The sequence below is a fragment of the Pseudomonas nitroreducens TX1 genome (assembly GCF_000313755.1).
Taxonomy (GTDB): domain Bacteria; phylum Pseudomonadota; class Gammaproteobacteria; order Pseudomonadales; family Pseudomonadaceae; genus Pseudomonas; species Pseudomonas nitroreducens_A.
Genome location: NZ_AMZB01000133.1, coordinates 63,716 through 88,756, shown reverse-complemented (window position 1 = coordinate 88,756; position 25,041 = coordinate 63,716). Strand labels below are relative to the sequence as shown.

The following is a 25,041-nucleotide window of genomic DNA, read 5'->3' as shown; positions in this document are numbered from 1 at the left end:
TGGACTCACGTCACCGCAGCTAGGCCTCCTTCTTCACCCTGAACCACGCCGCATAGAGTGCCGGCAGGAACAGCAACGTCAGCGCCGTGGCGACGATCAGGCCGCCCATGATCGCCACCGCCATCGGCCCGAAGAACACGCTGCGCGACAGGGGGATCATCGCCAACACGGCGGCCAGGGCGGTCAGTACGATGGGGCGGAAGCGTCGTACCGTGGCCTCGATGATGGCGTGCCAGGTGTCCATGCCGTGGGTGCGGTCCTGCTCGATCTGGTCCACAAGGATCACCGAGTTACGCATGATCATCCCCGCCAACGCGATGGTGCCGAGCATGGCCACGAAGCCGAAGGGTTTCTGGAATATCAGCAGGAACAGCGTCACTCCGATCAGCCCCAGCGGCGCGGTGAGGAACACCATGATCATCCGCGAGAAGCTGCGCAGCTGGATCATCAGCAGGCTGAGCACCACCACGATGAACAGCGGCACGCCGGCGTTCACCGAGTTCTGGCCCTTGGCCGAATCCTCCACGGTGCCGCCGACGTCCAGCAGATAGCCGTCGGGCAGTTCGGCGCGGATGGGGTCCAGCGTGGGCGATATCTGTTTCACCAGGGTCGCCGGCAGCGAGTCGTCGTAGATATCGGCGCGCACGGTCACGGTGGGCAGGCGGTTACGCCGCCAGATGATGCCTTCCTCGAAGCCGTATTCAAGTGTCGCCACCTGCGACAGTGCCACGCTGCGCCCGCTGCTGGTCTGCATCGACAGGCTGGGCAACTGCGACAGGTCATGCCGGCCGCGCTCGTCGCCGCGCAGGAGGATCTCGATCAGCTCGTTGTCCTCGCGGTAGAAGCTGACAGTGGAACCGGTCAGCGAGCTCTGCAGGAACTGCGAGATATCCGAGGTGCTCACGCCCAGGGCTCGGGCGCGCTCCTGGTCGATGTCGAGGAAAATGGCCTTGCTCGGCTCCTCCCAGTCCAGGTGCACGTTCACCACGTGGGGGTTTTCGCGCATCTTGTCGGCGACCTTGCGCGCCAGCGCGCGGACTTCCGGGATGTGTTCGCCGGAGACGCGGAACTGCACCGGGTAGCCCACCGGCGGGCCATTTTCCAGCCGGCTGATCCGGGTACGCAGGGTCGGGAAGTCTTCGTTCATGTGCTTGATCAGCCACTGACGGACTTCCTCGCGGGTCTCCAGGCTTTTCGCCAGGACCACGAACTGGGCGAAGCTCGCCGCCGGCAATTGCTGGTCCAGCGGCAGGTAGAAGCGCGGCGAACCGGTGCCGACGTAGGCTACGTAGTTGTCGATGCCCGGATGCTCGGCGAGCATCTTCTCCAGGCGATTGACCTGCTCGGCGGTGGCGGTGAGCGAGTCACCCTCGGCCAACTTCAGGTCCACCAGCAGCTCCAGGCGCGCCGAGGGCGGGAAGAACTGCTGCGGTACCAGGCGGAACAGCATGATCGAACCCATGAAGGCCGCCACGGTGAGCAGGATCACCGTCTTGCGGTAGCGCACGCACCACTCCACCACACGGCGGAAACGCTGGTAGAAAGGCGTCGAGTACGGATCGTGTCCCTTGTCGCTGCCACCGTGTCTGGCCGCGTGGCGCTTGGCGAGATCGGGCAGCAGCTTCTCGCCCAGGTAGGGCACGAAGACCACGGCAGCGATCCACGACACCAGCAGCGCGATGGTCACCACCTGGAACAGCGAGCGGGTGTATTCGCCGGTGCCCGATTGCGCGGTGGCAATCGGCAGGAAGCCGGCGGCGGTGACCAGGGTGCCGGTGAGCATCGGGAAGGCCGTGCTGGTCCAGGCGTAACTCGCCGCCTTGAGCCGGTCGTAGCCCTGCTCCATCTTCACCGCCATCATCTCCACGGCGATGATCGCGTCGTCCACCAGCAGCCCCAGCGCCAGCACCAGCGCGCCGAGGGAAATCTTGTGCAGGCCGATGCCGAAGTAGTACATGCAGGCGAAGGTCATCGCCAGCACCAGCGGGATCGACAGCGCCACCACCAGGCCGGTACGCAGGCCGAGGGAGAAGAAGCTCACCAGCAGCACGATGATCAGCGCCTCGGCCAGCACGCGGACGAACTCGCCCACGCCTTCGCGCACTGCCGCCGGCTGGTCGGAAACCTTGCGCAGCTCCATGCCCGCCGGCAGCGTCTGCTGCAGGCGCTCGAACTCGGCGTCAAGCTTCTGGCCCAGCACCAGGATGTCGCCGCCGTCCTTCATGGCCACGGCGATGCCGATGGCATCCTCGCCCATGAAGCGCATGCGCGGCGCGGGCGGATCGTTGAAGCCACGGTGCACGTCGGCAACATCACCGATGCGGAAAGTGCGATCACCGACGCGTATCGGGAAGGCGCGGATGTCCTCCACCGAATCGAAGCGTCCGGACACACGCAGCTGCACACGGTCGGTCGCCGTCTCGAAGAAGCCGGTGGCGGTCACCGCGTTCTGCTCTTCCAGCGCCTTCTGCACCGCCGCCAGCGGCAGGCCGAGGGTCGCGAGCTTGGTGTTGGACAGGTCGATCCAGATCTTCTCGTCCTGCAGGCCGACCAACTCGACCTTGCCAACGTCCTTGATGCGCTGCAGTTGCAGCTGCAGGCGGTCGGCGTAGTCCTTGAGCACCGCATAGTCGAAGCCCTTGCCCGACAGCGCGTAGATATTGCCGAAGGTGGTGCCGAATTCGTCGTTGAAGAACGGCCCCTGGATGCCCTGCGGCAGCGTGTAGCGGATGTCGTTGACCTTCTTGCGGATCTGGTACCAGAGTTCGGGAATGTCGCGGGAATGGAAGTCTTCGCGGGCGACGAAGGTCACCTGGGATTCGCCGGGACGGGAGAAGGACACGATGCGGTCGAAGTCGCCGGTCTCCATCAGTTTCTTCTCGATGCGCTCGGTGACCTGGCGCGAGACTTCCTCGGCAGTCGCGCCCGGCCAGTTGGTCTTCACCACCATGGCCTTGAAGGTGAACGGCGGGTCCTCGCTCTGCCCCAGCTTGGTGTAGGACAGCGCGCCGACTATGCCCAGCAGGAGCATCAGATAGAGGACGATGGAGCGGTTCTGCAGCGCCCAGGCGGAAAGGTTGAATTGCATCGGGCGTTACTCCTTCGCCACCAGCTTGATCGACCGGTTTTCCCGGTCGACAGGCCGTACCTCCTGCCCTTCGCGCAGCACCTGCACGCCGGCGGCCACCACCCAGTCGCCGTCCTTCAGGCCTTCGAGCACCGGCACGCGATCCTCGGCGTAAGGTCCGATGCGCACTGGGCGGCGATGCAGGGTGGAAGTCTGCGGGTCGACCACCCAGACGAAGGGCTGACCGGCCTCCGAGGTCAGCGCGGCGAGCGGTACCGCCAGCGGCACGGTACCCTCGGCCTGGATGTAGACACGCGCGCTCTGTCCGAGCTCGGCGGGCACCTTGGCGTCGTCGAAGGCGACCCGCGCGGCGAAGGTGCGCGACTGCGGATCGGCGGCCGGCGACAGTTCGCGGATCTTGCCGCTGAAGCGTTTGTCACGCTGCGACCAGAGCTCGACGCTCACCGTCTCGCCAATGCGGAAGCGGTCGATGGCATGTTCAGGGAAGCTGATCAGCACCTCGCGGTCGCCATCGGCGGCCAGGGTGAAGACGGTCTGCCCGGCGGCGACCACCTGTCCCACTTCAACCCGGCGGGTGGCGATCACGCCGTCCTGGGGCGCACGCAGGATCGCGTAGTCCGCCTGGTTGCGGGCCACGTCGTACTCGGCGCGAATCTGCTTCACCCGCGCCTCGCCGGCGCGGTAGGTGTTTTCGATGTTGTCGAACTGCGACTGGCTGACCAGCTGGCGCTCCAGCAGGGTCTTGTAGCGGGCGTATTCGGAGCGGACGGTCTGCAGGTTGGCCTCTGCGGCAACCACCTGGGCGCGCGTGGCTTCGAGCTGCAGGCGAACGTCTTCAGGATCGAGTTCCGCCAGCGGCTGGTCCTTTTTCACCCGTTCGCCAGTTTCCACCAGACGCTTGCTGACTTTTCCGCCGATGCGGAAGGCCAGTTCCGGCTCATGGCGGGCATGGACTTCGCCGGGATAGGCCTCGGTGATGTCCCGCGCCGGCAGCGGCTGCACCACGATGGCCGGGCGCACCGCTGGCTTTGGGGGCTCGCCGTTACCGCAGGCGGAAAGGGAAAGGATGAAGGCAGCAGGCAGCGCGACAGACAGAGCATGGCGGAACATGATGTGTGACCTTTCGCAAAACGCGGTTGGAATTCTTATACTCCCCGGTATAGTAAAAATACAGAACCCATCAGTCCAGTATTAGAAATGTAAAGACATGTCACCATCGAACTCATCGAACGGACCGGGTCGCCCGAAGGATCCGGCCAAGCGCAAGGCCATTCTCGAAGCAGCCAAGGAGCTGTTCGTCCGCTACGGCTACGACGGCAGCAGCATGGAGGCCATCGCCGCCGAGGCCGGGGTATCCAAGCTCACCGTGTACAGCCACTTCACGGACAAGGAGACGCTGTTCGTCGAAGCGGTGCAGGCCAAGTGCGCGGAAAACCTGCCCGAGCTGTTCGCCGAGCCGCCTGCCAATGCGCCCCTGGAAAGCCTGCTGCTGACCTTGGCGCGTGGTTTCAACCAGTTGATCAACAGCCCCGAGGCGATTGCCCTGAGCCGGCTGATGGTGGCTCAGGGCGCAGGCAACCCGCATCTGTCGCAGCTGTTCTTCGAAGCCGGTCCGCAACGCGTTCTGGACCAGATGGAGCGCCTGCTCGAGCAGGCGCGCCAGCAGGGCAAGCTGACGATGGACAGCCCGCGCCGCGCGGCCGAGCACTTCCTGATGCTGGTGCAGGGCTGCGTGCACTTCCGCCTGCTGATCGGCTGCGAAGCACCGCCCACGGAGGCGGAAGCCGAGGCTCATGTCCAGGAAGTGGTGGCGCTGTTCCTCAAGGCGTTTGCGCCCTGAGTCTTTGCTTTTGTAGGAGCGAGCTTGCTCGCGAACCCGCTCAGCACGGGAGCCGCCGGATATTTCGTTCGCGAGCACGCTCGCTCCTACAGGTCCCGCAATCTCCCTGCCTCGGCTCGACGCAGTGTCCGTCAGCCCTTCAGGCTCTTCAGCGGATAGATGTCATAGCGGCTGGACTTGCCTTCGAGGCTGTAGCTGGGCTTGGCGCCCTCGATGATCGGCGCCTTGCGGGGGCGCTTGACCACCACGCGGTGGCTGGCCAGTTTCAGGGCGGCTTCGAGCAGCGCCGGGGCGTCGAGGTCATCGCCCACCAGCGGGCGGAACAGGCGCATCTCCTTCTTCACCAGCGCACTCTTGTCGCGGTGCGGGAACATCGGGTCCAGGTAGATCACCTGCGGCGCCACCCCGTCCCATGCGGCCATGCGCTCGATGGCGTTGCCCTGCAGCAGACGCATGCGCGCGACGATGGCGCCCACCTCGAAATCCCCCGCCGCCCGGGCCAGACCGTCTTCCAGTAGCGCGGCAATGATCGGCTGGCGCTCGGTGAGGTGCATCTCGCAACCCAGGGTCGCCAGCACGAAGGCGTCCTTGCCCAGGCCGGCGGTGGCGTCCAGTACATGGGGACGCACGCCCTGCTGGATGCCGACGGCCTTGGCAATCATCTGCCCGGCACCGCCGCCGAACTGCCGGCGGTGCGCGGCAGACCCTTCAAGGAAATCCACTCGCACCGGGCCGGGCGAATCCGGCCCCAGCTGCAGCAGTTGCAAACCGTCGTCGCCCAGTTGCAGGGCGAAGTCCGCCTCGTCCTCGCCCACCGGCAACCCGAGCCGTTGCGCCCACTGCTCGGCGGCGGCCTGCCAGGCAGGCGCCAGCGCCTGGACGACGATGCGCGGCGGGGTGAGGACTTCGGTCATGACGAGGCGATCCTGGGAAAAACCGCGATTCTACCGCAGCGTGAACGGCCGCGGGCTCACCGGCAGATCTGCCAACCGCCCAGGTCGAGGTGGAAATGGTCGTGGTGCGCGCGGTTGTAGTCCGGCCCGAGCACGCCGTCGAAGGTGCTGCACGCGCCATCGCGCACGGCGCGCAGGAAGCGCGGGGCGTCGCCCTCGCCTTTCCAGTCCTTCGCGACGACGATGCGCCGGCCATCGGCGAGGCGGAAGGCGGCTATGTCCAGCGCGTTGGCGGAGGCGTGCTGGCTGCGCCGGGCATCGGTGCGACCGTAGATATTGCGACAGGCGAAGCTCCCCAGATGCTCCACACCAGCAACCGGCTGGCCATAGGTTTCCCGCGCGGCGGGCTGCAGGGAATGCCGCTCGAACAGCGCGAAGCTTACCGCCAACGGACAACTGGCGAGGAAGCTGCTGCTCAACTTCACCTCGGCGGCCTGCACGCGCCAGACGTTCTGCAATGGGCAACCGGCCACCGGCTCGCTGTCGGCCAGGGGTTGCGCCTTCACATCAGAGCTTTGCAGCGCCAGCCGGCACAGCTCGGCATCATCGCGCAGGCGCCAGAGCTTGTAGCGGGTCAGCAGGTTCGGCTCGTCGCGCACGTCCAGCGGCGCCCAGGGATTCCAGCGATCGGGCAGCTTCACCCATTGCTGCTGCACCGCCAGCGCAAGGCCGCCGAGAGCGAATAAAAATCCCAGCAGCCACCGGCGCAAGCGTCAGCCCCGGAACAACCCGTTGAGTTGGTCGAACGGCATGGCGCCGTGCATGGGCTTCAGGTCGCCTTTCGCCAGCGCCTGCGAAGCGCTGAAGAAAGCGCCATAGGCCGCGCGCGCCAGGGTCGAACCGACGCTGACGCGCTTGACCCCCAACTCAGCCAGCTCATCCAAACTCAATTGCACGGCGGGCGAGCCCACCAACACGTTGACCGGGCGCGGCGCCACCGCCTGCACCACCGCCGTGACTTCCTCGCGGGTCTTCAGCCCTGGCGCGTAGAGCACGTCGGCTCCGGCCTCGGCAAAGGCCACGAGGCGGCGAATGGTGTCATCCAGGTCGGCACGGCCATGCAGGAAGTTTTCCGCCCGCGCCGCCAGGGTGAAAGTGAACGGCAGCGCGCGAGCGGCCTGCACAGCGGCGGCGACGCGCTCCACGGCCAATTCCAGCGGGTAGATCGGCGCATCGGCACGGCCACTGGCATCTTCGATGGAACCGCCGACCAGCCCGCAGGCCGCCGCCAGGCGAATGGTCTGCGCGCAGTCTTCCGGCGTATCGCCATAGCCATTCTCCAGATCGGCAGCGACCGGCAGCGGCGTCGCTTCGAGGATCTCGCGCGCGTTCGCCAATGCCTCGTCGCGACTCACCGCGCCTTCGGCGTCGGGGCGGCCGAGCGCGAAGGCCAGGCCCGCGCTGGTAGTCGCCAGCGCCTCGAAGCCCAGGTGCGCGAGCAGCTTCGCCGAGCCGGCGTCCCAGGGGTTGGGCAGGACGAACAGGCCGTCGCGCTGGTGCAGTGCGCGGAAGGCTTCGCCGCGTTCTTGTTGGCTGCGCTGGGGTTGTTGCGAGGTCATGGCCGTCTCCTTGCCGAACGGGGGAAGCAGCAGGTTAGCCCCCTCGCCCATCGAACGCCATGCACAGTGGCCGGCTCAGAGCAGGCCGAGCTGTTCCACTTCCGGTTTGGGCTCAAACAGCGGTGGCAGCCCCGGCAGGCGCTCGCGCAGCAAGGCGTGGAAGCGTTGCGCCTGTTCGGCGGCGCGGTGATTGTCCGGAGTATGGAGGAAGACGTAGGGCGTCAGGCCCTGCTCGATCCACTGGGCGACCTTGCCAATCCAGGGCGTGAGATGGACGAGATTGGCGTCCAGATCCGGCCCGCCGATGAAGCGCACCTGCGGGCTGTCGCTGAAGGCCGCCGGGCGCACCGGCACCTTGGGTTTCTTCGACTGCGCATGGAGCACAGCCGGGTCGTCGGACTGCACTGCGAATAGCGCACGCGAGTCCAGGCAGATGCGTTCGACACCGCGATCCAGCAGCAGGCGGTTCAGCGCGCGCTCCTCGTCACCCTTGGCGAAGAAGGCCGGGTGGCGCACCTCCACGGCGATGCGCCGCGCGGAGAATTCATCCAGCCAGGCGGCCAGCTCGCCCAGGCGATCGGGCCCGAAACTGGCAGAAACCTGCAGCCACAGCGGCGCAACGCGCTTGCCCAGCGGCGCCAGCAGGTCGAGGAAGTCCCGCGTGGTCTCCAGTTGACCGCGCAGGTCGCCGCCATGAGTGATGTCGCGCGGCAGCTTGGCGCAGAAGCGAAAGCTCTCCGGCATGGTCTGCGCCCAGCGCACAAGCGTTTCGGCGTTGGGACGGGCGTAGAAGGTAGTGTTGCCTTCCACGGCATTGAACACCTGGGAATAGAAACCCAGGGTGTCGGCAGGGCGAAGATCAGCAGGATAGAAGGTGCCACGCCAGGCGGGCTCGTTCCAGGAGGGACAGCCGAGGTAGTACGGCAGCAGCATCAGGCGTAGAGGTCGAGACCGACGACTTCCTGGCCTTCATACGGGCCGGCCATGCTGGCGGTGCTGGTGTAGCTGGCCAGGGCCTGGGCGGCGCGGGAACTCAGCGGGCGCTGGTATTCGAGGTTGTCGCGCAGGGTCGCGGGCACGCCATAGCTGCTCGGGCTGGAAGACTCAACGCGGCGGGTGCGGGCCTGGGAGTCCAGCCCCTGGCTGGCCGAGGTCGGCGCTGGCTGCTCGCGGCGGGTCTCGACGTCACGCTGCACTTCCCGATACGGAGTGACCGCAGTACCCGTTCGGGAACCGCGCTCCGGCATCTGGGAAGTGGAGGTGAAACCATCGATACGCATGGCAGAAACTCAGTGGGAATGCAGCCACTCTAGCGAGCGGGGTCCGCTGCGGTCAATTGGCGCCGGTCAGGCTTTCTTGGGAGTCGCCACGTTGTCGCGCAGGTACACTGGCTGGGCCTGCTCTGCGTCAACCGCCTCACCGCGAGCCCAGGCGAATTCGGCCAGGGTCAGCAGGTCTTCTGCATGCGGCAGCAGGCTGGCGTCATGGGCGGCTACCTGAACCGCCAGGCGCTCCTCGAAGCCCCAGCCGGTACCGGAACCGAACCACTCGCCCTGGGCGTCGCGCGGCAGTTCCACGCGCTCGGGCGGCAGTACCGCCTCGGCGCCGGCCAGGCGCATCTCGCCCTGCCCCAGGCGGTAGCAGCCCCAATACACCTCGTCCATGCGCGCATCGATGGCGGCAGCCACCTGACTGGCGCCGTGCTCGCGGTAGGCGCGCTGGGCCAGTACGGCCAGGTCGGAGATTGGCAGGACCGGTTTCTGCAGTGCGAACGCCAGGCCCTGCACCACGCCGATGGCGATACGCACGCCGGTGAATGCGCCGGGGCCGCGACCAAAAGCGATTGCGTCGACGGTGGACAGCGCGATGCCGGCCTCGCCGAGGAGGTCCTGCACCATGGGCAGCAGGCGCTGGGCGTGCAGGCGCGGGATCACCTCGTGGCGTACGAACCGGCGGCCGTCATGCAGCAGGGCGACGGAACAGGCTTCGGTCGAGGTATCCAGGGCCAGCAGCGTGGGCATGGTGTTTTCCATCAGAAGAAAAAACGGGCGGGCATTATAAACGCCAAAGGCCCGCATGTGCGGGCCTTTGGCTGTTACGGCGATGGATCAGTTCAGAGCGCCGAGCACCTTGGCGGTAATCTGCTCGACCGAACCGACGCCTTCGACGCGGGTGTACTTCGGAGTGCCCTGGGCGTCGGCCAGCTTCTGGTAGAAATCGACCAGCGGCTTGGTCTGCGAGTGATAGACCGACAGGCGGTGACGCACGGTGGCTTCCTTGTCGTCTTCGCGCTGGATCAGGTCTTCGCCGGTCTCGTCGTCCTTGCCTTCCACCTTCGGCGGGTTGTGCTCGATGTGATACACGCGACCCGAGGCCGGGTGAACGCGGCGACCGGCGATACGGCCGACGATTTCCTCGTCGTCCACGGCGATCTCGACCACGTGGTCGATGCTCACACCGGCTTCCTTCATGGCCTCGGCCTGGGGAATGGTGCGCGGGAAGCCGTCGAACAGGAAGCCTTTGGCGCAGTCGGGCTGGGCGATGCGCTCCTTGACCAGGTTGATGATCAGGTCATCGGATACCAGGCCGCCGGCGTCCATGACGCTCTTGGCCTGCAGGCCGAGCTCGGTGCCCGCCTTGACCGCTGCGCGCAGCATGTCGCCGGTGGAAATCTGCGGAATGCCAAACTTCTCAGTGATGAAGCGAGCCTGGGTACCTTTGCCGGCACCGGGCGCCCCGAGCAGAATCACACGCATCGATATGCTCCTTAATACTTGTTAAGCGAAATCACGGATCCGCCTCGTGGGGCCAATCTCATCATGCTTGCAATGGCGCAGAGGTGCGCCGAAAGGTTGCTCACGATACACAGCGGTCCCACACCACACAAGCCGGCCATGGGGACTGCGCACGGCGATCCCGGGCCATGTTTGCGCCCGGAATCAGCCATCAAATTAACCTCATTTGGCGGCTCGGCAATCCACCTTTGGTGGGGGTAGCGGCCCCTCAACCGGTATTGCGCAGGCCCGCTGCGATACCCGCCACCGTCACCAGCATGGCTTGCTCCAGACCGCCGCAGGCATCGCCCGTGCAGCGCCGCGAGCGGGCGAGCAGCTCAGCCTGGAGCAGGTGCAACGGGTCCAGGTAGGTGTTGCGCACGCCGATGGATTCGCGCGTCTCGGCGGCGTGGGCGAGCAGTTGCGATTGCCCTGTAAGCCCCAGCACCACTCGCACCGACTGCGACAATAGGTCGCGTAAATGCGCACCTAATGGTCGCAGTTCCGATTGCACCAGTCGCTCATCGTAGAGTTGGGCGATTTCCCGGTCGGCTTTTGCCAGCACCATTTCCAGCATGTCGATGCGCGTGGTGAAGAACGGCCATTCCTTGCGCATGCGCCCAAGCAGCGCGCCTTCGCCGCGCTCGATGGCCTTGAACAGGGCGTCTTCCCAGCCGAGCCACGCCGGCAGCATCAGACGGGTCTGGGTCCAGGCGAAGATCCAGGGGATCGCCCGCAGGCTTTCCACCCCACCCTCCCGGCGCTTGGCCGGGCGGCTGCCCAGCGGCAGCCGGCCCAGTTCCTGCTCCGGCGTGGCCTCGCGGAAGTAGTCGACGAACTGCGGGTTGTCGCGCACCACCGCGCGGTAGGCCAGCACGCCGTCGGCGGCCAGGCGGTCCATCTCCTCGCGCCAGGCGGGTTCGGGCACCGGCGGCGGCTGCAGGGTGGCCTCCAGCACGGCGGCCAGGTAAAGGTTGAGGTTCTGCTCGGCGATATCCGGCAGGCCGAACTTGAAGCGGATCATCTCGCCCTGCTCGGTGGTACGGAAGCGCCCGGCCACCGAGCCCGGCGGCTGCGAGAGGATCGCCGCGTGGGCCGGGCCGCCGCCACGGCCGACGGTACCGCCGCGGCCATGGAACAGCAGCAGCTCGACACCGTGGTTGCGGCAGATGTCCACCAACGCCTCCTGCGCACGGTACTGCGCCCAGGCGGCGGCGAGGGTGCCGGCGTCCTTGGCCGAGTCGGAGTAGCCGATCATGACTTCCTGCGGCCCGGCCAGCCCGGTGCGGTAGCTGTCGAGGCTGAGCAGGCGGTCGATGCAGGGACCGGCGTTATCCAGGTCGTCCAGCGTCTCGAACAGCGGCACCACGCGCATCGGCCGTTGCAGCCCGCATTCCTTGAGCAGCAGCTGCACGGCGAGTACGTCGGATGGCTGCCCGGCCATGGAAATGACGTAGGAGCCCAGCGACGCCGCTGGCGCCTGCGCGACCACGCGGCAGGTAGCGAGCACTTCGGCGGTCTCCGGCGAGGCCTGGTAGTGGGCCGGCAGCAACGGCCGGCGGCTGGAGAGTTCTTCCAGGAGGAATTCCTGGCGCACGCTTTCGTCCCACTGCGCGTAGTCGCCAAGGCCCAGGTAGTCGGTGATCTCGCCCATTGCTTTGGCGTGGCGAGTGGAGTCCTGGCGTACGTCCAACCGCGCCAGGAACAGCCCGAAGGTCGCGGCGCGGCGCAGGGTGTCGAGCAGGTCGCCATCGGCGATCACGCCCATGCCGCATGCTTGCAGCGAGCGATAGCAGAGCTGCAGCGGCTCCAGCAGTTCGCGGTTGTCCTGCAGCACTTCCGCGCCCGGTTCCTCACCGGTATGGATGGCGCGCTCGGCCCAGGCACGGGTGGCGCGCAGGCGTTCGCGCAGTTGCTTGAGCAGCGCGCGGTATGGCTCGGCGACGTCGCCAACTTCAGCGCGCAGTTCGGCGCTGGCCCGCTGCATGGAAAGCTCGGCGGCCAGGCTGTCGACGTCGCGCAGATACAGGTCGGCGGCCATCCAGCGCGCCAGCAACAGCACCTCGCGAGTGATGGCGGCGGTGACGTTGGGATTGCCGTCGCGGTCGCCGCCCATCCACGAGGCGAAACGGATCGGCGCCGCCTCCAGCGGCAGTCGCTCGCCGAGTGTTTCCTGCAAGGTGCGGTCGACGTGACGAAGGAACGCCGGCAGCGCCTGCCAGAGGGAATGCTCGATGACCGCGAAGCCCCATTTCGCCTCGTCCACCGGGGTCGGCCGGGTGCGGCGGATCTCGTCGGTGTGCCAGGCCTCGGCGATCAGGCGCTGGAGTTTTTCCTGCACCGCCTGGCGCTCTTCGGGCAGCAGGTCGGAGTGATCGCCGGCGGCCAGTTGCGCGGCGATGGCGTCGTATTTCTGAATCAGCGTGCGCCGCGCCACCTCGGTGGGGTGCGCAGTGAGCACCAGCTCGATCTCCAGCTCCGCCACCTGGCGCGCCAACCCCTCTGCAGCCAGGCCGGACTTGCGCAGGCGCCCCAGCAGCTCGGCCAGCACGCGGTTTTCGAAAGGCTCGGGCTCCTTGGGCGTGCGCCGGCGGATGCGGTGGTACTGCTCGGCGATATTGGCCAGGTTGAGGAACTGGTTGAAGGCGCGCGCCACCGGCAGCAGTTCTTCCTCGCCCAGGCCGTCGAGGGTCGCGGTGAGCTGCCTGGCGCCTTCGGCGGAGCCGCGGCGGGCGGCCTTGGCGCCGGTGCGGATCAGCTCGATCTTGTCGAGGAAGCCTTGCCCGTACTGGGCGCGGATGGTCTGCCCGAGCAGCTCGCCGAGCAGGTGAACGTCCTCGCGCAGGCGCGCGTCGATATCCGGCATCACGGTCTCCTTGGTGCGAGTCCTTGATTGAAAAGGCGTCGCTTGGCGCTTCACAGTGCCGCCCAGTGCGCTGGCTGGCAAGGGCGCGACGAACGCCCGCAGTCATGCTCGGACAACGTCTAGGCTGAAAGTTATCCCCATCGACGGGAAAACCCGCGGCGACCTCACGAGGGCCGACCGCCATGCAAAGACCCTAGAGGTGAACATGAAGATTCGCGAGCTGGTACGCCATTGGGAAAAGAACGCCAGGGGGCGCATGACCCACCACCAGTACAGCATTCCGCTGGACATCGAGACCGCCGCGCGCCTGGGCGCGCTGCACGACATGTACCCCAAGCGCAGCGTCGAGGAATTGCTGGGGGAACTGGTCAATGCGGCGCTGGAAGAACTGGAGGCAAGCTTCCCCTACGTGCAGGGAAACAAGATAGTGGCGCAGGACGAACAGGGCGACCCGATCTACGAGGACATCGGCCCGACCCCGCGCTTCCTGGCGTTGTCGCGCAAGTACCTGCAGGAACTGACGGAGGCCGAGCATTCCTGACGAAAGCGCCCCGGCAGATGCCGGGGCGTTTGTTTTACCTGGAGAAGCAACAGCATCCCTCTGGGAGGTCGTGCCCAGGGCTTCCCTCTCCCCCGCCCTCTCCCTGAAGGGAGAGGGAGCAGATCGTGCCAGCTGACGCGATAGTTTCATCCCGCACCGAACGGTCCCCTCTCCCTTCAGGGAGAGGGCTAGGGAGAGGGACGATCCTCGACCAGACCTCAAGCAGGAGCAGGCAATATCCCCGATCGCGCCTATTGGCGCCTCCATACAAAGCAATCAATGCCGCCCATGCACGCCCGGCACATGCAGATGCCCCGCCTCGGCGCAGGCTTCAGGAATCACCGAAGGCTCTGCCGGCTGTTCCAGCTCGCGCAGGATGCCGCAATCCTCACTGTTGCCTTCGCCCTGGCACTGCGCACGCAGGTCGCGCAGTTGCTGGCTGAGCGACTGCAGCTCGGCGATACGTACCTCGACATGGTGCAGGTGTTCGTCGATCAGGCGATTGGCGGTGCCGCAGTCGGATTCGGGGCGGTCGCGCAGGCCGAGGAGAATGCGGATTTCCTCCTGGGTCATGTCCAGCGAGCGGCAATGGCGGATGAACGACAGCCGCTCGACGTGGCTGGCATCGTACTGCCGGTAGTTGCCTTCGCTGCGCGACGGCGCGGGCAGCAGGCCTTCGCGCTCGTAGTAGCGGATGGTTTCCACCGGGCAGCCGGTCAGTTTCGCCAGTTCACCGATCTTCATTCGAGACTCCTCGCCAAGGGACTCTTGACTCTGTAGTTGCTACAGGGTGTGCAATCAGCAGCAACTCGTCAAACAGGAACGACGACATGACTGCCAATCGCCAGGGGCCGATCATCCATGGCCCCGCCTCAATCCAGGAGCAGCACCGCGAACACGAAGCCGCCGGCTGCTGCGGCTGCGACAAAGGCGCGCTGCTGCGTGCCCCGGCCGCCGAACCTGCACTGCACTCGCACTCGCACGATCACGATCACGATCACGATCACGATCACGATCACGATCATGGCGAGGGCCACGGCGCTCGGGCGCAAGACGCGGCGAAAGCTGCCGCCGGCTCGGCCAGCGGTGAGCTGCGCTGGACCAGCCTGCGCATCGAAGCCATGGACTGCCCCACCGAGGAACGCCTGCTGCGCGATGCGCTGGGCCGCGTATCCGCCGTGGAGGACCTGGACTTCAACCTGATGCAGCGCCTGCTGCGCGTGCAGCATCGCTTCGACAGTGTCGAGCCGCTGCAGAGGCTGGTCGCTTCCCTCGGCATGCAGGCCGAGCCAGTGGACGAAAACGCCCCCGTTTCCGCACAGCCCACCCAGCAGAAGCCCTGGTGGCCGCTGGCGCTGGCCGGTGTCGCAGCGGCAGGCGCGGAGTTCTTCGAGTGGTTCGCCATCGGCCCGCAGTGGTTGGTGGCAGCGCTGGCGGTGGCGGCCATCCTCGGCGCCGGCCTGCCGACCTACCGCAAGGGCTGGATCGCGCTGAAGAACCGCAACCTCAACATCAACGCCCTGATGAGCATTGCCGTGACCGGCGCCATGCTCATCGGCCAGTGGCCGGAAGCGGCAATGGTCGCGGTGTTGTTCGCCATCGCCGAACTGATCGAGGCCAAGTCGCTAGACCGCGCACGCAATGCCATCCGCGGCCTGCTGCAATTGGCTCCGGAACTGGCCACGGTGCAGGTGGACGGGCAGTGGCGGGAAGTTTCCGCCAAGTCCGTCGCCCTCGGCGCACGCGTGCGGGTGCGTCCCGGCGAGCGCATCGCCCTCGACGGCGAGGTGCTCGAGGGCCGCTCCAGCGTCAACCAGGCCCCCATCACCGGCGAGAGCCTGCCGGTGGAAAAACAGGCCGGCGACACCCTGTTCGCCGGCACCATCAACGGTGAAAGCGCGCTGGAATACCGCGTCACCCGCGTCGCCGACGACAGCACCCTGGCGCGGATCATCCACGCGGTGGAAGAGGCACAGGGCTCGCGCGCACCGACCCAGCGCTTCGTCGACCAGTTCTCGCGCATCTACACCCCGGTGGTCTTCCTCATCGCCATCGCCACCGCCCTGCTGCCGCCGCTGTTGTTCGGCGGCGCCTGGCTGGACTGGGTCTACCGCGCCCTGGTGCTGCTGGTGATCGCCTGCCCCTGCGCCCTGGTGATCTCAACCCCGGTGACCATCGTCAGCGGCCTCTCGGCGGCGGCGCGCCTGGGCATCCTGATCAAGGGCGGGGTGTTCCTGGAAATGGGCCGTTCGCTGGAGTGGATTGCCCTGGACAAGACCGGCACCCTCACCGAAGGCCGCCCGCGCCAGACCGACTTCACCGCCCTGAGGGAGACCGCCGCCGGCGACGTGCGTGCACTTGCCGCCAGCCTCGCTGCTCGCTCGGATCACCCGGTGTCGCACGCCGTGGCCCAGGCCGCCGAAGCCGACAATATTTCGCTGTACAGCGTCGGCGAGCTGACCGCGCTGCCCGGCCGCGGCGTGAAAGGCAAGATCGACGGCCACACCTACCACCTGGGCAACCACCGCCTGGTGGAGGAGCTGGAGCTGTGCTCGAAGGAACTCGAAGCACGCCTGGACGCCCTCGAGCAACAGGGCAAGACGGTGATCGTGCTGCTCGATGCCGAAGGCCCTCTGGCGCTGTTCGCGGTGGCGGACGGCGTCAAGCAGACCAGCCGTGAAGCGGTTGCTCAGTTGCACGACCTGGGCGTGAAGACGCTGATGCTGACCGGCGACAACCCGCACACTGCCCATGCCATCGGTGCGCAGGTCGGTATCGACGTCGCCCTGGGCAACCTGCTGCCCGAAGACAAGCTGAGCGAGGTGAAGCAGCGCCAGGAAGGCGGCAAGCGCGTCGGCATGGTCGGCGACGGCATCAACGACGCCCCTGCCCTGGCCCGCGCCGATATCGGCTTCGCCATGGGTGCAGCGGGCACCGACACGGCCATCGAGACCGCCGGCGTGGCGCTGATGGACGACGACCTGCGCAAGCTGCCGTCCTTCATCCGCCTGTCGCGCCAGACCCACCGCGTGCTGATCCAGAACATCACCCTGGCGCTGGGCATCAAGGCAGTGTTCCTGGCCCTCACCCTGGCCGGGGAAGGCACCTTGTGGATGGCGGTTTTCGCCGAAATGGGCGCCAGCCTGCTGGTGGTGTTCAACGGCCTGCGGTTACTGCGTCATCGCGGCTGATTCCAGCGGATCGTCGCCAATGCCCGCCAATACGGCGGGCATTTTTTTTGAACCCCCTGACAAAACCCTTAGTCCCCTAATCAGATGCCCACGAAGCCGCAGACCCGTGCGGCGGCATCCGCCGGCACTCGAAACGCCGAGGGAACCCCTTACCAATCGTCAGAGGATTCACCCAATGGAACTGAAATCTCAAAGCGCTCGAACCGTCCCTGCTCTTTCCACCTCCACTTCGCTGCGTCGCTGGCGCCTGGGGCTGCTGGCCGTGGGCAGCGCCGTGCTGCTGGCCGGCTGCGCCGGCAACCCGCCCAGCGAGCAGATGGCCGTTACCGAATCGGCGGTGAATGCCGCTGTCAGCAACGGCGGGCCGGAATACGCCCCGGTGGAAACCAAGAACGCCCAGGACAAGCTCGCCCAGGCGCGTATCGCCCTGAACGACAAGGAATACGACCAGGCCAGGAAACTGGCTCAGCAGGCCGAGTGGGATGCTCGCGTGGCCGAGCGCAAATCCCAGGCCGTGAAGGCCCAGAACGCGGTGAAGGACGCCCAGCAGGGCGTGATGGAGTTGCGTCAGGAAGGCCTGCAGCAGGCCCAGTGATCCCGCCCTTACGCCCGGTCAAATAAGGAATTTCGACATGAAAAAGTTCATCGTACTGCCCGCTGTTTCCACCCTCGCCCTGGCCCTGGCCGCGTGCTCCACACCGCCGAACGCCAACCTGGAGAAAGCTCGCGGCGACTTCCAGGCACTACAGGCCCAACCCCAGGCGACCCAGCAGGCCGCCCTGGAAACCAAGGATGCCGGCGACTGGCTGGCCAAGGCCGACAAGGCCTACCGCGACGGCGCCGACCAGAAGGAAGTGGACCAACTGGCCTACCTGACCCAGCAGCGCATCGAACTGGCCAACCAGACGGTGGCCCTGCGCGATGCCGAGGATCAGTTGAAGAACACCTCCGCCCAGCGTGCCCAGGCGCGACTGGATGCCCGCACCGCGCAGCTGAACAAGCTCAAGGGCGAGCTCAACGCGAAGCAGACTTCACGCGGGACCATGGTGTCCTTCGGCGACGTGCTGTTCGACCTCGACCGTGCCGAACTCAAGCCCGGCGCCATGGGCAATGTGCAGAACCTCGCCGGTTTCCTGCAGCAGAACCCGGAGCGCAAGGTGATCATCGAGGGCTACACCGACAGCAGCGGCTCGGCTTCGTATAACCAGAGCCTGTCCGAGCGCCGCGCCGACGCCGTGCGCATGGCGCTGTTGAGCCAGGGCGTGTCGCCCGAGCGCGTGACCACCCGTGGCTACGGCAAGGAGTACCCGGTGTCGAGCAATGCGACCCCGGCCGGCCGCGCCATGAACCGTCGCGTGGAAGTGACCATCTCCAACGACGCCAATCCGGTGCAGCCGCGTTCCTCGGTGAGCAGCGCTTACTGAGCCGGCTAACGCCCCGCTCCTGCGCCCATTGCAGGAGCGGACTCGTCCGCGATGCGCCTGGCGCGGGGCAGGGCCGGTCGCGGACGGACTCCGCGCCTGCCTGAAATACCGAGTCGGGGCCGCCCTCCGCCGCCGGGGAGGGCTGGGGTGAAGGGATGTCGGCGAGGGCCACGGTTCGCGAGCGAGCCCGAGCCTACGGAAAAGCCCGGCGCAGCCCGGCGATCAGGCGAGCAATCGCCGATACAGCTCTGCCATTTCCGCCGAGAACGGCACCAGCACCAACTCCCTCAACGTGCTCCCCTCCCCGCGTGGACGACGCAGTTCGTCCACAGCGATCCGCGCGGCCGCTTCGGCGGGATAGCCATAGATGCCGGTGCTGATGGCGGGAAAGGCGATGCTGGCGAGAAGGTTTTCCTCGGCCAGGTGCAGGCTCTTCTGGTAGCACTGGGCGAGCAGCTCCGGCTCGCCCTGCTCACCGCCGTGCCAGACCGGCCCGACGGTGTGGATGACGAAGCGCGCCGGCAGGCGAAAGCCGGGGGTGAGCTTCGCCTGGCCGGTCTTGCAGCCACCCAGCGGGCGGCAGGCATGGACCAGGTCCGGGCCGGCGGCCCGGTGGATGGCGCCGTCGACGCCTCCACCGCCCAGCAGCGAGCTGTTGGCGGCGTTGACGATGGCATCGACGTCAAGACGGGTAATGTCGCCTTGCCAGATGCGGATCTCGGGGTGGCGCACGATGATCCCTCCCTTCATCAGCGACGGCAGTTCAGGCCGTCATTTGATTTCCTGCGGAGTCTCTTCGCCCAGGCAGCGCACGGCGCGTTTGCGGCCGTCGACCAGCACGCCGGTCAAGCCCTTCTGGGTCATGTCGAACATCACCAGCACGCCATCGATGCACTGCGCCTGCTGGTCGGCCGGGTCCAGCGCGAGCTTGGTGTCCTGACCAGGAATGCTTTTCAGCATGGTGAACTGGGTCAACTCCAGCGCGTCCTCGGGCTTGGCGAAATGCAGGTAGCCGTAGTACCAGAGCGTGCCGACCGAGACGAAGATGGTGGCGATGACGGTGAGGATGTAGGAGATCGGGTTGCGGTCGTTCATGGGGTGCCTTGTTGTTTCGGGTCGGCCTGCGATTCCTCTGGCTTCGCCGGAGAGGGAGAGTTCGGGACTTCGGCCAGCCGGCGCAACCCGGTGAAGTGCTGCGGGTCGTCGAGGAAGCGCAGCATCACTTCGCGCCATACGGGTTCGCCGAAGGTTTCCACGTGGTTGCCGCGCGTCAGCTGCAAGACCTTGGGCGGTGGCGCGGCCTTGTAGAGGCTCAGGCCGTTGTCCAGGGGCACAATGGTATCGTCGATGCTGTGGAAGAACAGTACGGGTGCGCCAGAAAGTCGCGGCACGGAGCGAATCGCGCTGTCGCCATCGGGCACCAGCCAGGACAGCGGCACCTGCAACGGCCAGGTCAGCCAGCTGGTGTTCAGAGTGTATTGCGCAACGTTGCGATAGCTGGCCGGCACCCCGTCTAGCACTACGGCGTACAGCTGTTTCTGGCGCTGCGGGTGCACACCCAGGTAGTGCACGGCCATGGCGCCGCCCAGGCTCTGGCCGAGCAGGATCACCGGCTTGCCCTGCACCTCCGGTGCCTTGTCCAGCCAGGCGAAGGCGGCATCGATGTCCTGGTAGATCGCCGGCAGGCTCGGTTCGCCCTCGGATTTGCCGTAGCCACGGTAATCCACCATCAGCACCTGATAGCCCTGCTCCGGCAGCCAGTAGGTGCCGCCCAGGTGCCAGGCCATGTTGCCGCCATTGCCGTGCAGGTGCAGCACGGTGCCCTTCACCGGCACGCCCGCTTTCACCGGCAACCACCAGCCGGCGAGCTTCACGCCATCGGCGGTGGTGAGGATGACCTCTCGGAACTCCAGCTTGGCCCGCGCAGGCGTGATGGCGACGTCGTCGCTGGGGTAGAACAGCAGGGAGCTGCAGCCGCCGAGGGCGAAGAGCAGCGTGAGAACGGCAGCCTTGAAGCAACGGATCATCGGCAAGTCATCCTTGGGAGCTTCCTTCAAATGGATCAGCAATGGCGCGCTACCAAAGCCCCTCTCCCCCGCCCTCTCCCTGAAGGGAGAGGGAGCTATCCGTGTCGGCTGACGCTACGGTGTCATCCTGCACCGAACGTTCCCCTCTCCCTTCAGGGAGAGGGTTAGGGAGAGGGCGTGCGCCGCCCAATCGTCAGAGGATATTCGCGTAATCCGCCTCGATACGGTCGAGGCTGAGGTGATTGAGGAAGTTGGAGAAGCACATCCACGCCGACAGGGCGTTGAGGTCGCGGAATTGCGGCGGCAGGTACTTGGGCGGCACCACCAGGCCCTCGTCCACCAGCTGCCGCAGGGTACGCATGTCTTCCAGGGTCGCCTTGCCGCAGAACAGCAGCGGGATCTGCTCGAGCTTGCCCTTGCGCACGGCGAGCTGGATGTAGTTGTAGATCAGGATGAAGCCCTTCAGGTACGACAAGTCCTTGGTGAATGGCAGGCCCGCGGGCGTCGAGCCGCGGAACACGCGGCTGGAATTCTGGTAACTGCTTTCCTGGCTGTAGCCCTGCTCACGGTAGAAGTTGAAGACTTCCATGAAATCCGCGCCCTCCTCGGCCATGTGGATGGCGCGGGTGCGGTTGGTGAGCTTGCGCAGACGCGTCGGGTAGGAGGCGAAGGCAATCACTTCCATCAGGATCGCCAGGCCTTCCTGGGTCACGGTGGAGGATGGCGGGCCCTTGGCCAGGAAGGTGCAGATCGGCTGGTTGAGCCCGTTGAGCGTGGTGCCTACGTGCACCAGCCCTTCATGGACTTCCAGCGCGCGTACGTCGCGTTCGTTGAACATGGCGTCGGCGCGCACCTTGATGTAGTCGGCGCCGGCCGCGGCGTCAGCGACTATGCCATCGGACTCGAAGACGCGGATGGTGTCTTCCTTGCCGTCGAACACCTGGTTCAGGCGCTCCTGCAGCATCTTCACCGCATCGCTGGCGGTGAGGGTCTTGGGTTCGTCCTTCAGGTCGCCGCGGTCGGCGATGTTGTTCAGGTAGTCCGAGAGCATCAGGCCGAGGTCCGCCAGGGTCGGATCGCCGGCATGGAAGGCGTCCGAGGCCGAGCCATAGAGTTCCTGGGAAATCAGGCCGAAGTCCTGGGTGCCGCGCGCTTCGAGCATGCGGATGACCATGCGGTATTCCTTGCACATGCGCCGCATGATCTGCCCCACCGGGTTGAACTGCCCCAGGTGGCGGGTGATGTCGCGCTCGATGTTCTGGAATTCCTGCTTCTTCGCGCTGCTGTCGAAGGACAGGGGGCGGCCGTCATAGTAGGTGCGGTCGACCCTGGGCGCGTGCTTGCCGCGCCCCTTGAGGAAATCGTCGCGGATACCGTCGTCCCACTTGATGGCGTCGAGGACGCGGATCGGCGTCTGCGCCTCGACGATGCGGTCGGACAGGCCACGGATGATCTGCTGGTATTCGTTGGGCGTGGACTTCTTGCGCCGTGGGGTCATTGCTTTTCTCCCGGGGTCACGCGCGAAAAGCGTAGCGCTTCGACGAACACGTCGGAGTTGGCCGGCTCGTTGAGGTACTTGATCACCTCCGGCAGCGGGCTGCTCACCAGGGCGCCGGCGCCCTGCTCGGTATCGACCTTCTCGCCCTTCAGCGCGCCGTCTTTCATGTCCTGCAGAATGTGGTCGACGTCGAGGTTATAGATCACCAGTTCGTCCTTGTCGGTGATCTCGAAACCGGCCAGGGCAAAATTGCCGCCCATGCTTTTCGGCAGCCCGGCGGAGAGGTACCAGCGCTTGCCATGGTGGGCAACGGTAAAACCGAAGTCCTCGACGCTGTCGGTATTGTCCTTGCTGTCGACATAGCTGACAGCGCGGTAAAGGTTGGAGCCGGAACGGGTGACTTCGAGGAACTGCTCCTCGCCGTACTCGTCCACACGCGACCACTGGCCCAGCAGGTGAGCCGGCGCGGGCTCGTTGGCCGGAATCGGGGCCTTGAACGTCACCAGGCAACCACTGAGCAGGCAGATGCTCAATAGCAGCAGTGCACGCCAGACTTTCATCACGCCCTCCTTAGATCCGTTTGCCTTCCCATGCGACAGGCGCAGGCATCCGGAATTCCGACACGAAAACCCCGCCGGATGGCGGGGTTGGAATGCAGCAGCCGGGGCTACAGGCCCATCACCAGGTCGAGATAGCGGCTAAGGATGGCACGCATTTCCTCGATCTGCAGGTGGTCGGCCCCGTCCAGCAGGCCCTGATACTCCATCTGCAGGATGATGGCCGTCAACACCCGGGCATCCTGCTCGGGCTGTCTGGAGCCAAGCACTTCGAAGAAATGCACCACGCCCAGGGAGAGAATGCGCCGGTGGCGCTGCGCCAGTTCGCTGAGGCTGGGGTTGAGCAGCGCTTCCTGGCGGAAGGCCTGTTCGGCCAACAGGTGCTCGCGGCGCTCGGTGAGCTGGACCTGCACGTACTTGATTGCCAGCTCGACGATATTTGCCGTCAGCTCGCGGCGCGCCTGCGGGTCGTCCTGGGCGAGACCGGCGGCCATGGCCTGGAGATCACCTTCGACGCTGGACCAGAAGGTCGACAGGGCTTCGGCGCTGCGTTCGACGAAGAGCGCAAAGGTGTCGGTGATGAGGTCCTGGATGTCCTTGAAGTAATAGGTGGTGGCCGACAACGGCACACCCGCCTCGGCGGCCACGGCACGGTGGCGCACGGCGCGGACGCCATCGCGCACGATGATCCGCAGGGCGGCGTCGAGGATCGCCTGACGACGCTGCTCGCTGCCCTGGCGGCTGGCCTTGCGGCCCTGGTATTTGACACTTTCTGCGATGGCGCTGGCGACTTGCGCTGCGCTGTCTCGCGGGGACACTTGGGTCACTGGCATTACCTCCGGCGGCGCGGCCTGATGGCGCATTGTTCGAGCTTTTCGGTGGGAAAACAATTGCCGCCGTGCTGCTGCAACACCGGCGCATGAAACGAACCGCGAGGCAGAGCAGGCGGCCGGGAATCAGGCCTGGGTGTGAGACGTGCCACATCGCGGCCGAGCCACGGCGACGGGGATACATTTCGTCGGATGGTGTACCGTCAGATTCCAGGGATTCTGTGGGAGCGAGGGGGACGCCATCGTTATTGCTCGCGAACGGTAGGCCCAACGGCACCGGAGCAGCCCGGTTCGCGAGCAGGCTCGCTCCTGCAAAAGCCATCCCCTGCAGAAACGAAAAAGGCCGCCCCGAGGGCGGCCTTTCTCTACCACGTCCTGCGCTTACGCCTGCGGGCGCATGTGCGGGAACAGGATGACGTCGCGGATCGACGGCGAGTTGGTCAGCAGCATCACCAGGCGGTCGATGCCGATGCCTTCGCCGGCGGTGGGCGGCATGCCGTATTCGAGCGCGTTGACGAAGTCGGCGTCGAAGTGCATCGCCTCGTCGTCACCAGCGTCCTTCTCCTTGACCTGCAGCATGAAGCGCTCGGCCTGGTCTTCGGCGTCGTTGAGCTCGGAGTAGGCGTTGGCGATCTCGCGGCCACCGATGAACAGCTCGAAGCGGTCGGTGACGCTCGGGTCGTTGTCGTTGCGGCGGGCCAGCGGCGACACTTCGAACGGGTACTGGGTGATGAAGTGCGGCTGCTCCAGCTTGTGCTCGACCAGCTCTTCGAAAATCATCACCTGCAGCTTGCCCAGGCCTTCGTGGCCGAGGACCTTGGCGCCGGCCTTCTTGGCGATGGCGCGGGCCTTCTCCAGGTCGGTGAGGTCAGCCGCGGTGAGTTCCGGGTTGTACTTGAGGATGGCGTCGAACACGGACAGGCGGGCAAACGGCTCGCCGAAGTGGAAGACCTTGTCGCCATAGGGCACGTCGGTGCTGCCGAGCACGGCCTGGGCCAGCTCGCGGAACAGTTCCTCGGTCAGGTCCATGTTGTCTTCGTAGTCGGCGTAGGCCTGGTAGAACTCGAGCATGGTGAACTCGGGGTTGTGCCGGGTCGAGACGCCTTCGTTACGGAAGTTGCGGTTGATTTCGAAGACCTTTTCGAAGCCACCGACCACCAGGCGCTTCAAGTACAGCTCGGGGGCGATACGCAGGAACATGGGCATGTCCAGCGCGTTGTGGTGGGTTTCGAAGGGCTTGGCCGCCGCGCCGCCGGGGATGGTCTGCAGCATCGGGGTTTCCACTTCGAGGAAGCCGCGATCGGACAGGAAGCGACGGATGTGGGCGATGACCTGGGAACGCACACGGAAGGTGTGGCGGGTTTCCTCGTTGACGATCAGGTCGACGTAGCGCTGGCGGTAGCGCTGCTCGGTGTCGGTCAGGCCGTGGTGCTTGTCAGGCAGCGGGCGCAGCGACTTGGTCAGCAGGCGCACGCTGGTCATTTCGACGTACAGGTCACCCTTGCCCGAGCGGGCCAGGGTGCCTTCGGCGCCGATGATGTCGCCCAAGTCCCAGGTCTTGATCTCGGCCAGGGTCTCCTCGGGCAGGGTCTTGCGGTTCACGTAGACCTGCAGGCGGCCGCTGCTGTCCTGCAGGACGATGAAGGAGCCGCGGTTGAGCATGATGCGACCGGCAACCTTGACCGGGATGGCGGCTGCTTCGAGCTCTTCCTTGGTCGCGGTTTCGTACTGTTTCTGCAGGTCCGCGAAGTAGTTCTCGCGGCGGAAGTCGTTGGGGAAGGCGATCGCCTTGGCTTCACGCACGGCGGCAAGTTTTTCCTTGCGCTGGGCGATCAGCTTGTTTTCTTCCTGTTGCAGTTCGGTAGCGTCGAGTTGTTGGTCGCTCATGGTCGT

At 66.1% G+C, this 25,041-nt stretch carries 23 protein-coding genes; 5 read left to right on the top strand and 18 right to left on the bottom strand.

The genetic code is table 11. The features are described from left to right. Nucleotides 1-19 precede the first annotated feature (19 nt). Nucleotides 20-3,088, bottom strand: coding sequence for an efflux RND transporter permease subunit (locus C167_RS0125465; protein WP_017521142.1), 3,069 nt, complete (start codon nucleotides 3,086-3,088; stop codon nucleotides 20-22). A 6-nt stretch (nucleotides 3,089-3,094) separates the two neighbouring features. Continuing rightward, nucleotides 3,095-4,198: an efflux RND transporter periplasmic adaptor subunit gene (locus C167_RS0125460; protein WP_017521141.1), complete on the bottom strand. Its 1,104-nt coding sequence runs from the start codon at nucleotides 4,196-4,198 to the stop codon at nucleotides 3,095-3,097. 97 nt (nucleotides 4,199-4,295) lie between these two features. On the opposite strand from C167_RS0125460, the gene C167_RS0125455 reads away from it, so the two are divergent. Next, a complete protein-coding gene (locus C167_RS0125455) occupies nucleotides 4,296-4,928 on the top strand; it encodes a TetR/AcrR family transcriptional regulator (protein ID WP_017521140.1) in 633 nt (210 codons plus the stop codon). 131 nt (nucleotides 4,929-5,059) lie between these two features. On the opposite strand, the gene C167_RS0125450 is transcribed toward C167_RS0125455, so the two are convergent. The 8 genes from C167_RS0125450 to ppc form a co-directional block, all read right to left on the bottom strand. After that, nucleotides 5,060-5,842 carry a class I SAM-dependent methyltransferase gene (locus tag C167_RS0125450; RefSeq protein WP_017521139.1) on the bottom strand — a complete coding sequence of 261 codons (783 nt, stop codon included), beginning with the start codon at nucleotides 5,840-5,842 and terminating at the stop codon, nucleotides 5,060-5,062. Nucleotides 5,843-5,898: 56 nt separating this feature from the next. Next, nucleotides 5,899-6,591, bottom strand: a complete 693-nt coding sequence (locus C167_RS0125445) for an extensin family protein (RefSeq protein ID WP_026079277.1) — start codon at nucleotides 6,589-6,591, stop codon at nucleotides 5,899-5,901. A 3-nt stretch (nucleotides 6,592-6,594) separates the two neighbouring features. Further along, nucleotides 6,595-7,440 (bottom strand): isocitrate lyase/PEP mutase family protein, encoded by an 846-nt coding sequence (locus tag C167_RS0125440; protein ID WP_017521137.1) that lies wholly within the window; start codon nucleotides 7,438-7,440, stop codon nucleotides 6,595-6,597. A 75-nt stretch (nucleotides 7,441-7,515) separates the two neighbouring features. Beyond that, nucleotides 7,516-8,376: a DUF72 domain-containing protein gene (locus C167_RS0125435; RefSeq protein ID WP_026079276.1), complete on the bottom strand. Its 861-nt coding sequence runs from the start codon at nucleotides 8,374-8,376 to the stop codon at nucleotides 7,516-7,518. Then, nucleotides 8,373-8,720 carry a hypothetical protein gene (locus C167_RS0125430; protein WP_017521135.1) on the bottom strand — a complete coding sequence of 116 codons (348 nt, stop codon included), beginning with the start codon at nucleotides 8,718-8,720 and terminating at the stop codon, nucleotides 8,373-8,375. Before C167_RS0125430 ends, C167_RS0125435 begins: the two co-directional genes overlap by 4 nt. Before the next feature lie 66 nt (nucleotides 8,721-8,786). Next, nucleotides 8,787-9,461, bottom strand: coding sequence for a tRNA (adenosine(37)-N6)-threonylcarbamoyltransferase complex dimerization subunit type 1 TsaB (gene tsaB / locus C167_RS0125425; protein WP_017521134.1), 675 nt, complete (start codon nucleotides 9,459-9,461; stop codon nucleotides 8,787-8,789). An 87-nt stretch (nucleotides 9,462-9,548) separates the two neighbouring features. Then, a complete protein-coding gene (adk, locus tag C167_RS0125420; RefSeq protein WP_017521133.1) occupies nucleotides 9,549-10,196 on the bottom strand; it encodes an adenylate kinase in 648 nt (215 codons plus the stop codon). Between the two features lie 247 nt (nucleotides 10,197-10,443). Further along, nucleotides 10,444-13,080, bottom strand: a complete 2,637-nt coding sequence (ppc, locus tag C167_RS0125415; protein ID WP_017521132.1) for a phosphoenolpyruvate carboxylase — start codon at nucleotides 13,078-13,080, stop codon at nucleotides 10,444-10,446. Between the two features lie 205 nt (nucleotides 13,081-13,285). Here ppc and C167_RS0125410 point away from each other — a divergent pair, with 205 nt between their 5' ends. Next, complete coding sequence (locus C167_RS0125410; protein ID WP_017521131.1) at nucleotides 13,286-13,621, top strand: hypothetical protein; 336 nt, start codon at nucleotides 13,286-13,288, stop codon at nucleotides 13,619-13,621. Nucleotides 13,622-13,897: 276 nt separating this feature from the next. On the opposite strand, the gene cadR is transcribed toward C167_RS0125410, so the two are convergent. Next, on the bottom strand, nucleotides 13,898-14,365 hold the full coding sequence (cadR, locus tag C167_RS0125405) for a Cd(II)/Pb(II)-responsive transcriptional regulator (protein WP_017521130.1): 468 nt from the start codon (nucleotides 14,363-14,365) through the stop codon (nucleotides 13,898-13,900). A gap of 86 nt (nucleotides 14,366-14,451) precedes the next feature. On the opposite strand from cadR, the gene C167_RS0125400 reads away from it, so the two are divergent. The 3 genes from C167_RS0125400 to C167_RS0125390 all read left to right on the top strand — a co-directional run bounded on the left by C167_RS0125400 (nucleotide 14,452) and on the right by C167_RS0125390 (nucleotide 18,236). Next, nucleotides 14,452-16,812: a heavy metal translocating P-type ATPase gene (locus C167_RS0125400; protein WP_017521129.1), complete on the top strand. Its 2,361-nt coding sequence runs from the start codon at nucleotides 14,452-14,454 to the stop codon at nucleotides 16,810-16,812. Between the two features lie 175 nt (nucleotides 16,813-16,987). Continuing rightward, nucleotides 16,988-17,407 carry a DUF4398 domain-containing protein gene (locus C167_RS0125395; RefSeq protein WP_017521128.1) on the top strand — a complete coding sequence of 140 codons (420 nt, stop codon included), beginning with the start codon at nucleotides 16,988-16,990 and terminating at the stop codon, nucleotides 17,405-17,407. A 37-nt stretch (nucleotides 17,408-17,444) separates the two neighbouring features. Further along, the gene (locus tag C167_RS0125390) at nucleotides 17,445-18,236 is read left to right on the top strand and encodes an OmpA family protein (RefSeq protein ID WP_017521127.1); all 792 of its coding nucleotides are present in this window, start codon (nucleotides 17,445-17,447) and stop codon (nucleotides 18,234-18,236) included. 222 nt (nucleotides 18,237-18,458) lie between these two features. On the opposite strand, the gene C167_RS0125385 is transcribed toward C167_RS0125390, so the two are convergent. The 7 genes from C167_RS0125385 to lysS all read right to left on the bottom strand — a co-directional run bounded on the left by C167_RS0125385 (nucleotide 18,459) and on the right by lysS (nucleotide 25,035). Next, nucleotides 18,459-18,986, bottom strand: a complete 528-nt coding sequence (locus tag C167_RS0125385; protein ID WP_017521126.1) for an O-acetyl-ADP-ribose deacetylase — start codon at nucleotides 18,984-18,986, stop codon at nucleotides 18,459-18,461. Between the two features lie 21 nt (nucleotides 18,987-19,007). Beyond that, nucleotides 19,008-19,331 (bottom strand): hypothetical protein, encoded by a 324-nt coding sequence (locus C167_RS0125380; RefSeq protein WP_017521125.1) that lies wholly within the window; start codon nucleotides 19,329-19,331, stop codon nucleotides 19,008-19,010. After that, nucleotides 19,328-20,263 carry an alpha/beta hydrolase gene (locus tag C167_RS0125375; protein ID WP_017521124.1) on the bottom strand — a complete coding sequence of 312 codons (936 nt, stop codon included), beginning with the start codon at nucleotides 20,261-20,263 and terminating at the stop codon, nucleotides 19,328-19,330. The genes C167_RS0125380 and C167_RS0125375 overlap by 4 nt, the downstream gene beginning before the upstream one ends. Nucleotides 20,264-20,456: 193 nt before the next feature. Continuing rightward, on the bottom strand, nucleotides 20,457-21,761 hold the full coding sequence (locus C167_RS0125370; RefSeq protein ID WP_017521123.1) for a flavohemoglobin expression-modulating QEGLA motif protein: 1,305 nt from the start codon (nucleotides 21,759-21,761) through the stop codon (nucleotides 20,457-20,459). Then, complete coding sequence (locus C167_RS0125365; protein WP_017521122.1) at nucleotides 21,758-22,321, bottom strand: hypothetical protein; 564 nt, start codon at nucleotides 22,319-22,321, stop codon at nucleotides 21,758-21,760. The genes C167_RS0125370 and C167_RS0125365 overlap by 4 nt, the downstream gene beginning before the upstream one ends. A gap of 107 nt (nucleotides 22,322-22,428) precedes the next feature. Next, complete coding sequence (locus C167_RS0125360; protein WP_017521121.1) at nucleotides 22,429-23,145, bottom strand: TetR/AcrR family transcriptional regulator; 717 nt, start codon at nucleotides 23,143-23,145, stop codon at nucleotides 22,429-22,431. Between the two features lie 384 nt (nucleotides 23,146-23,529). Further along, nucleotides 23,530-25,035 carry a lysine--tRNA ligase gene (gene lysS, locus C167_RS0125355; RefSeq protein WP_017521120.1) on the bottom strand — a complete coding sequence of 502 codons (1,506 nt, stop codon included), beginning with the start codon at nucleotides 25,033-25,035 and terminating at the stop codon, nucleotides 23,530-23,532. Nucleotides 25,036-25,041 lie beyond the last annotated feature (6 nt).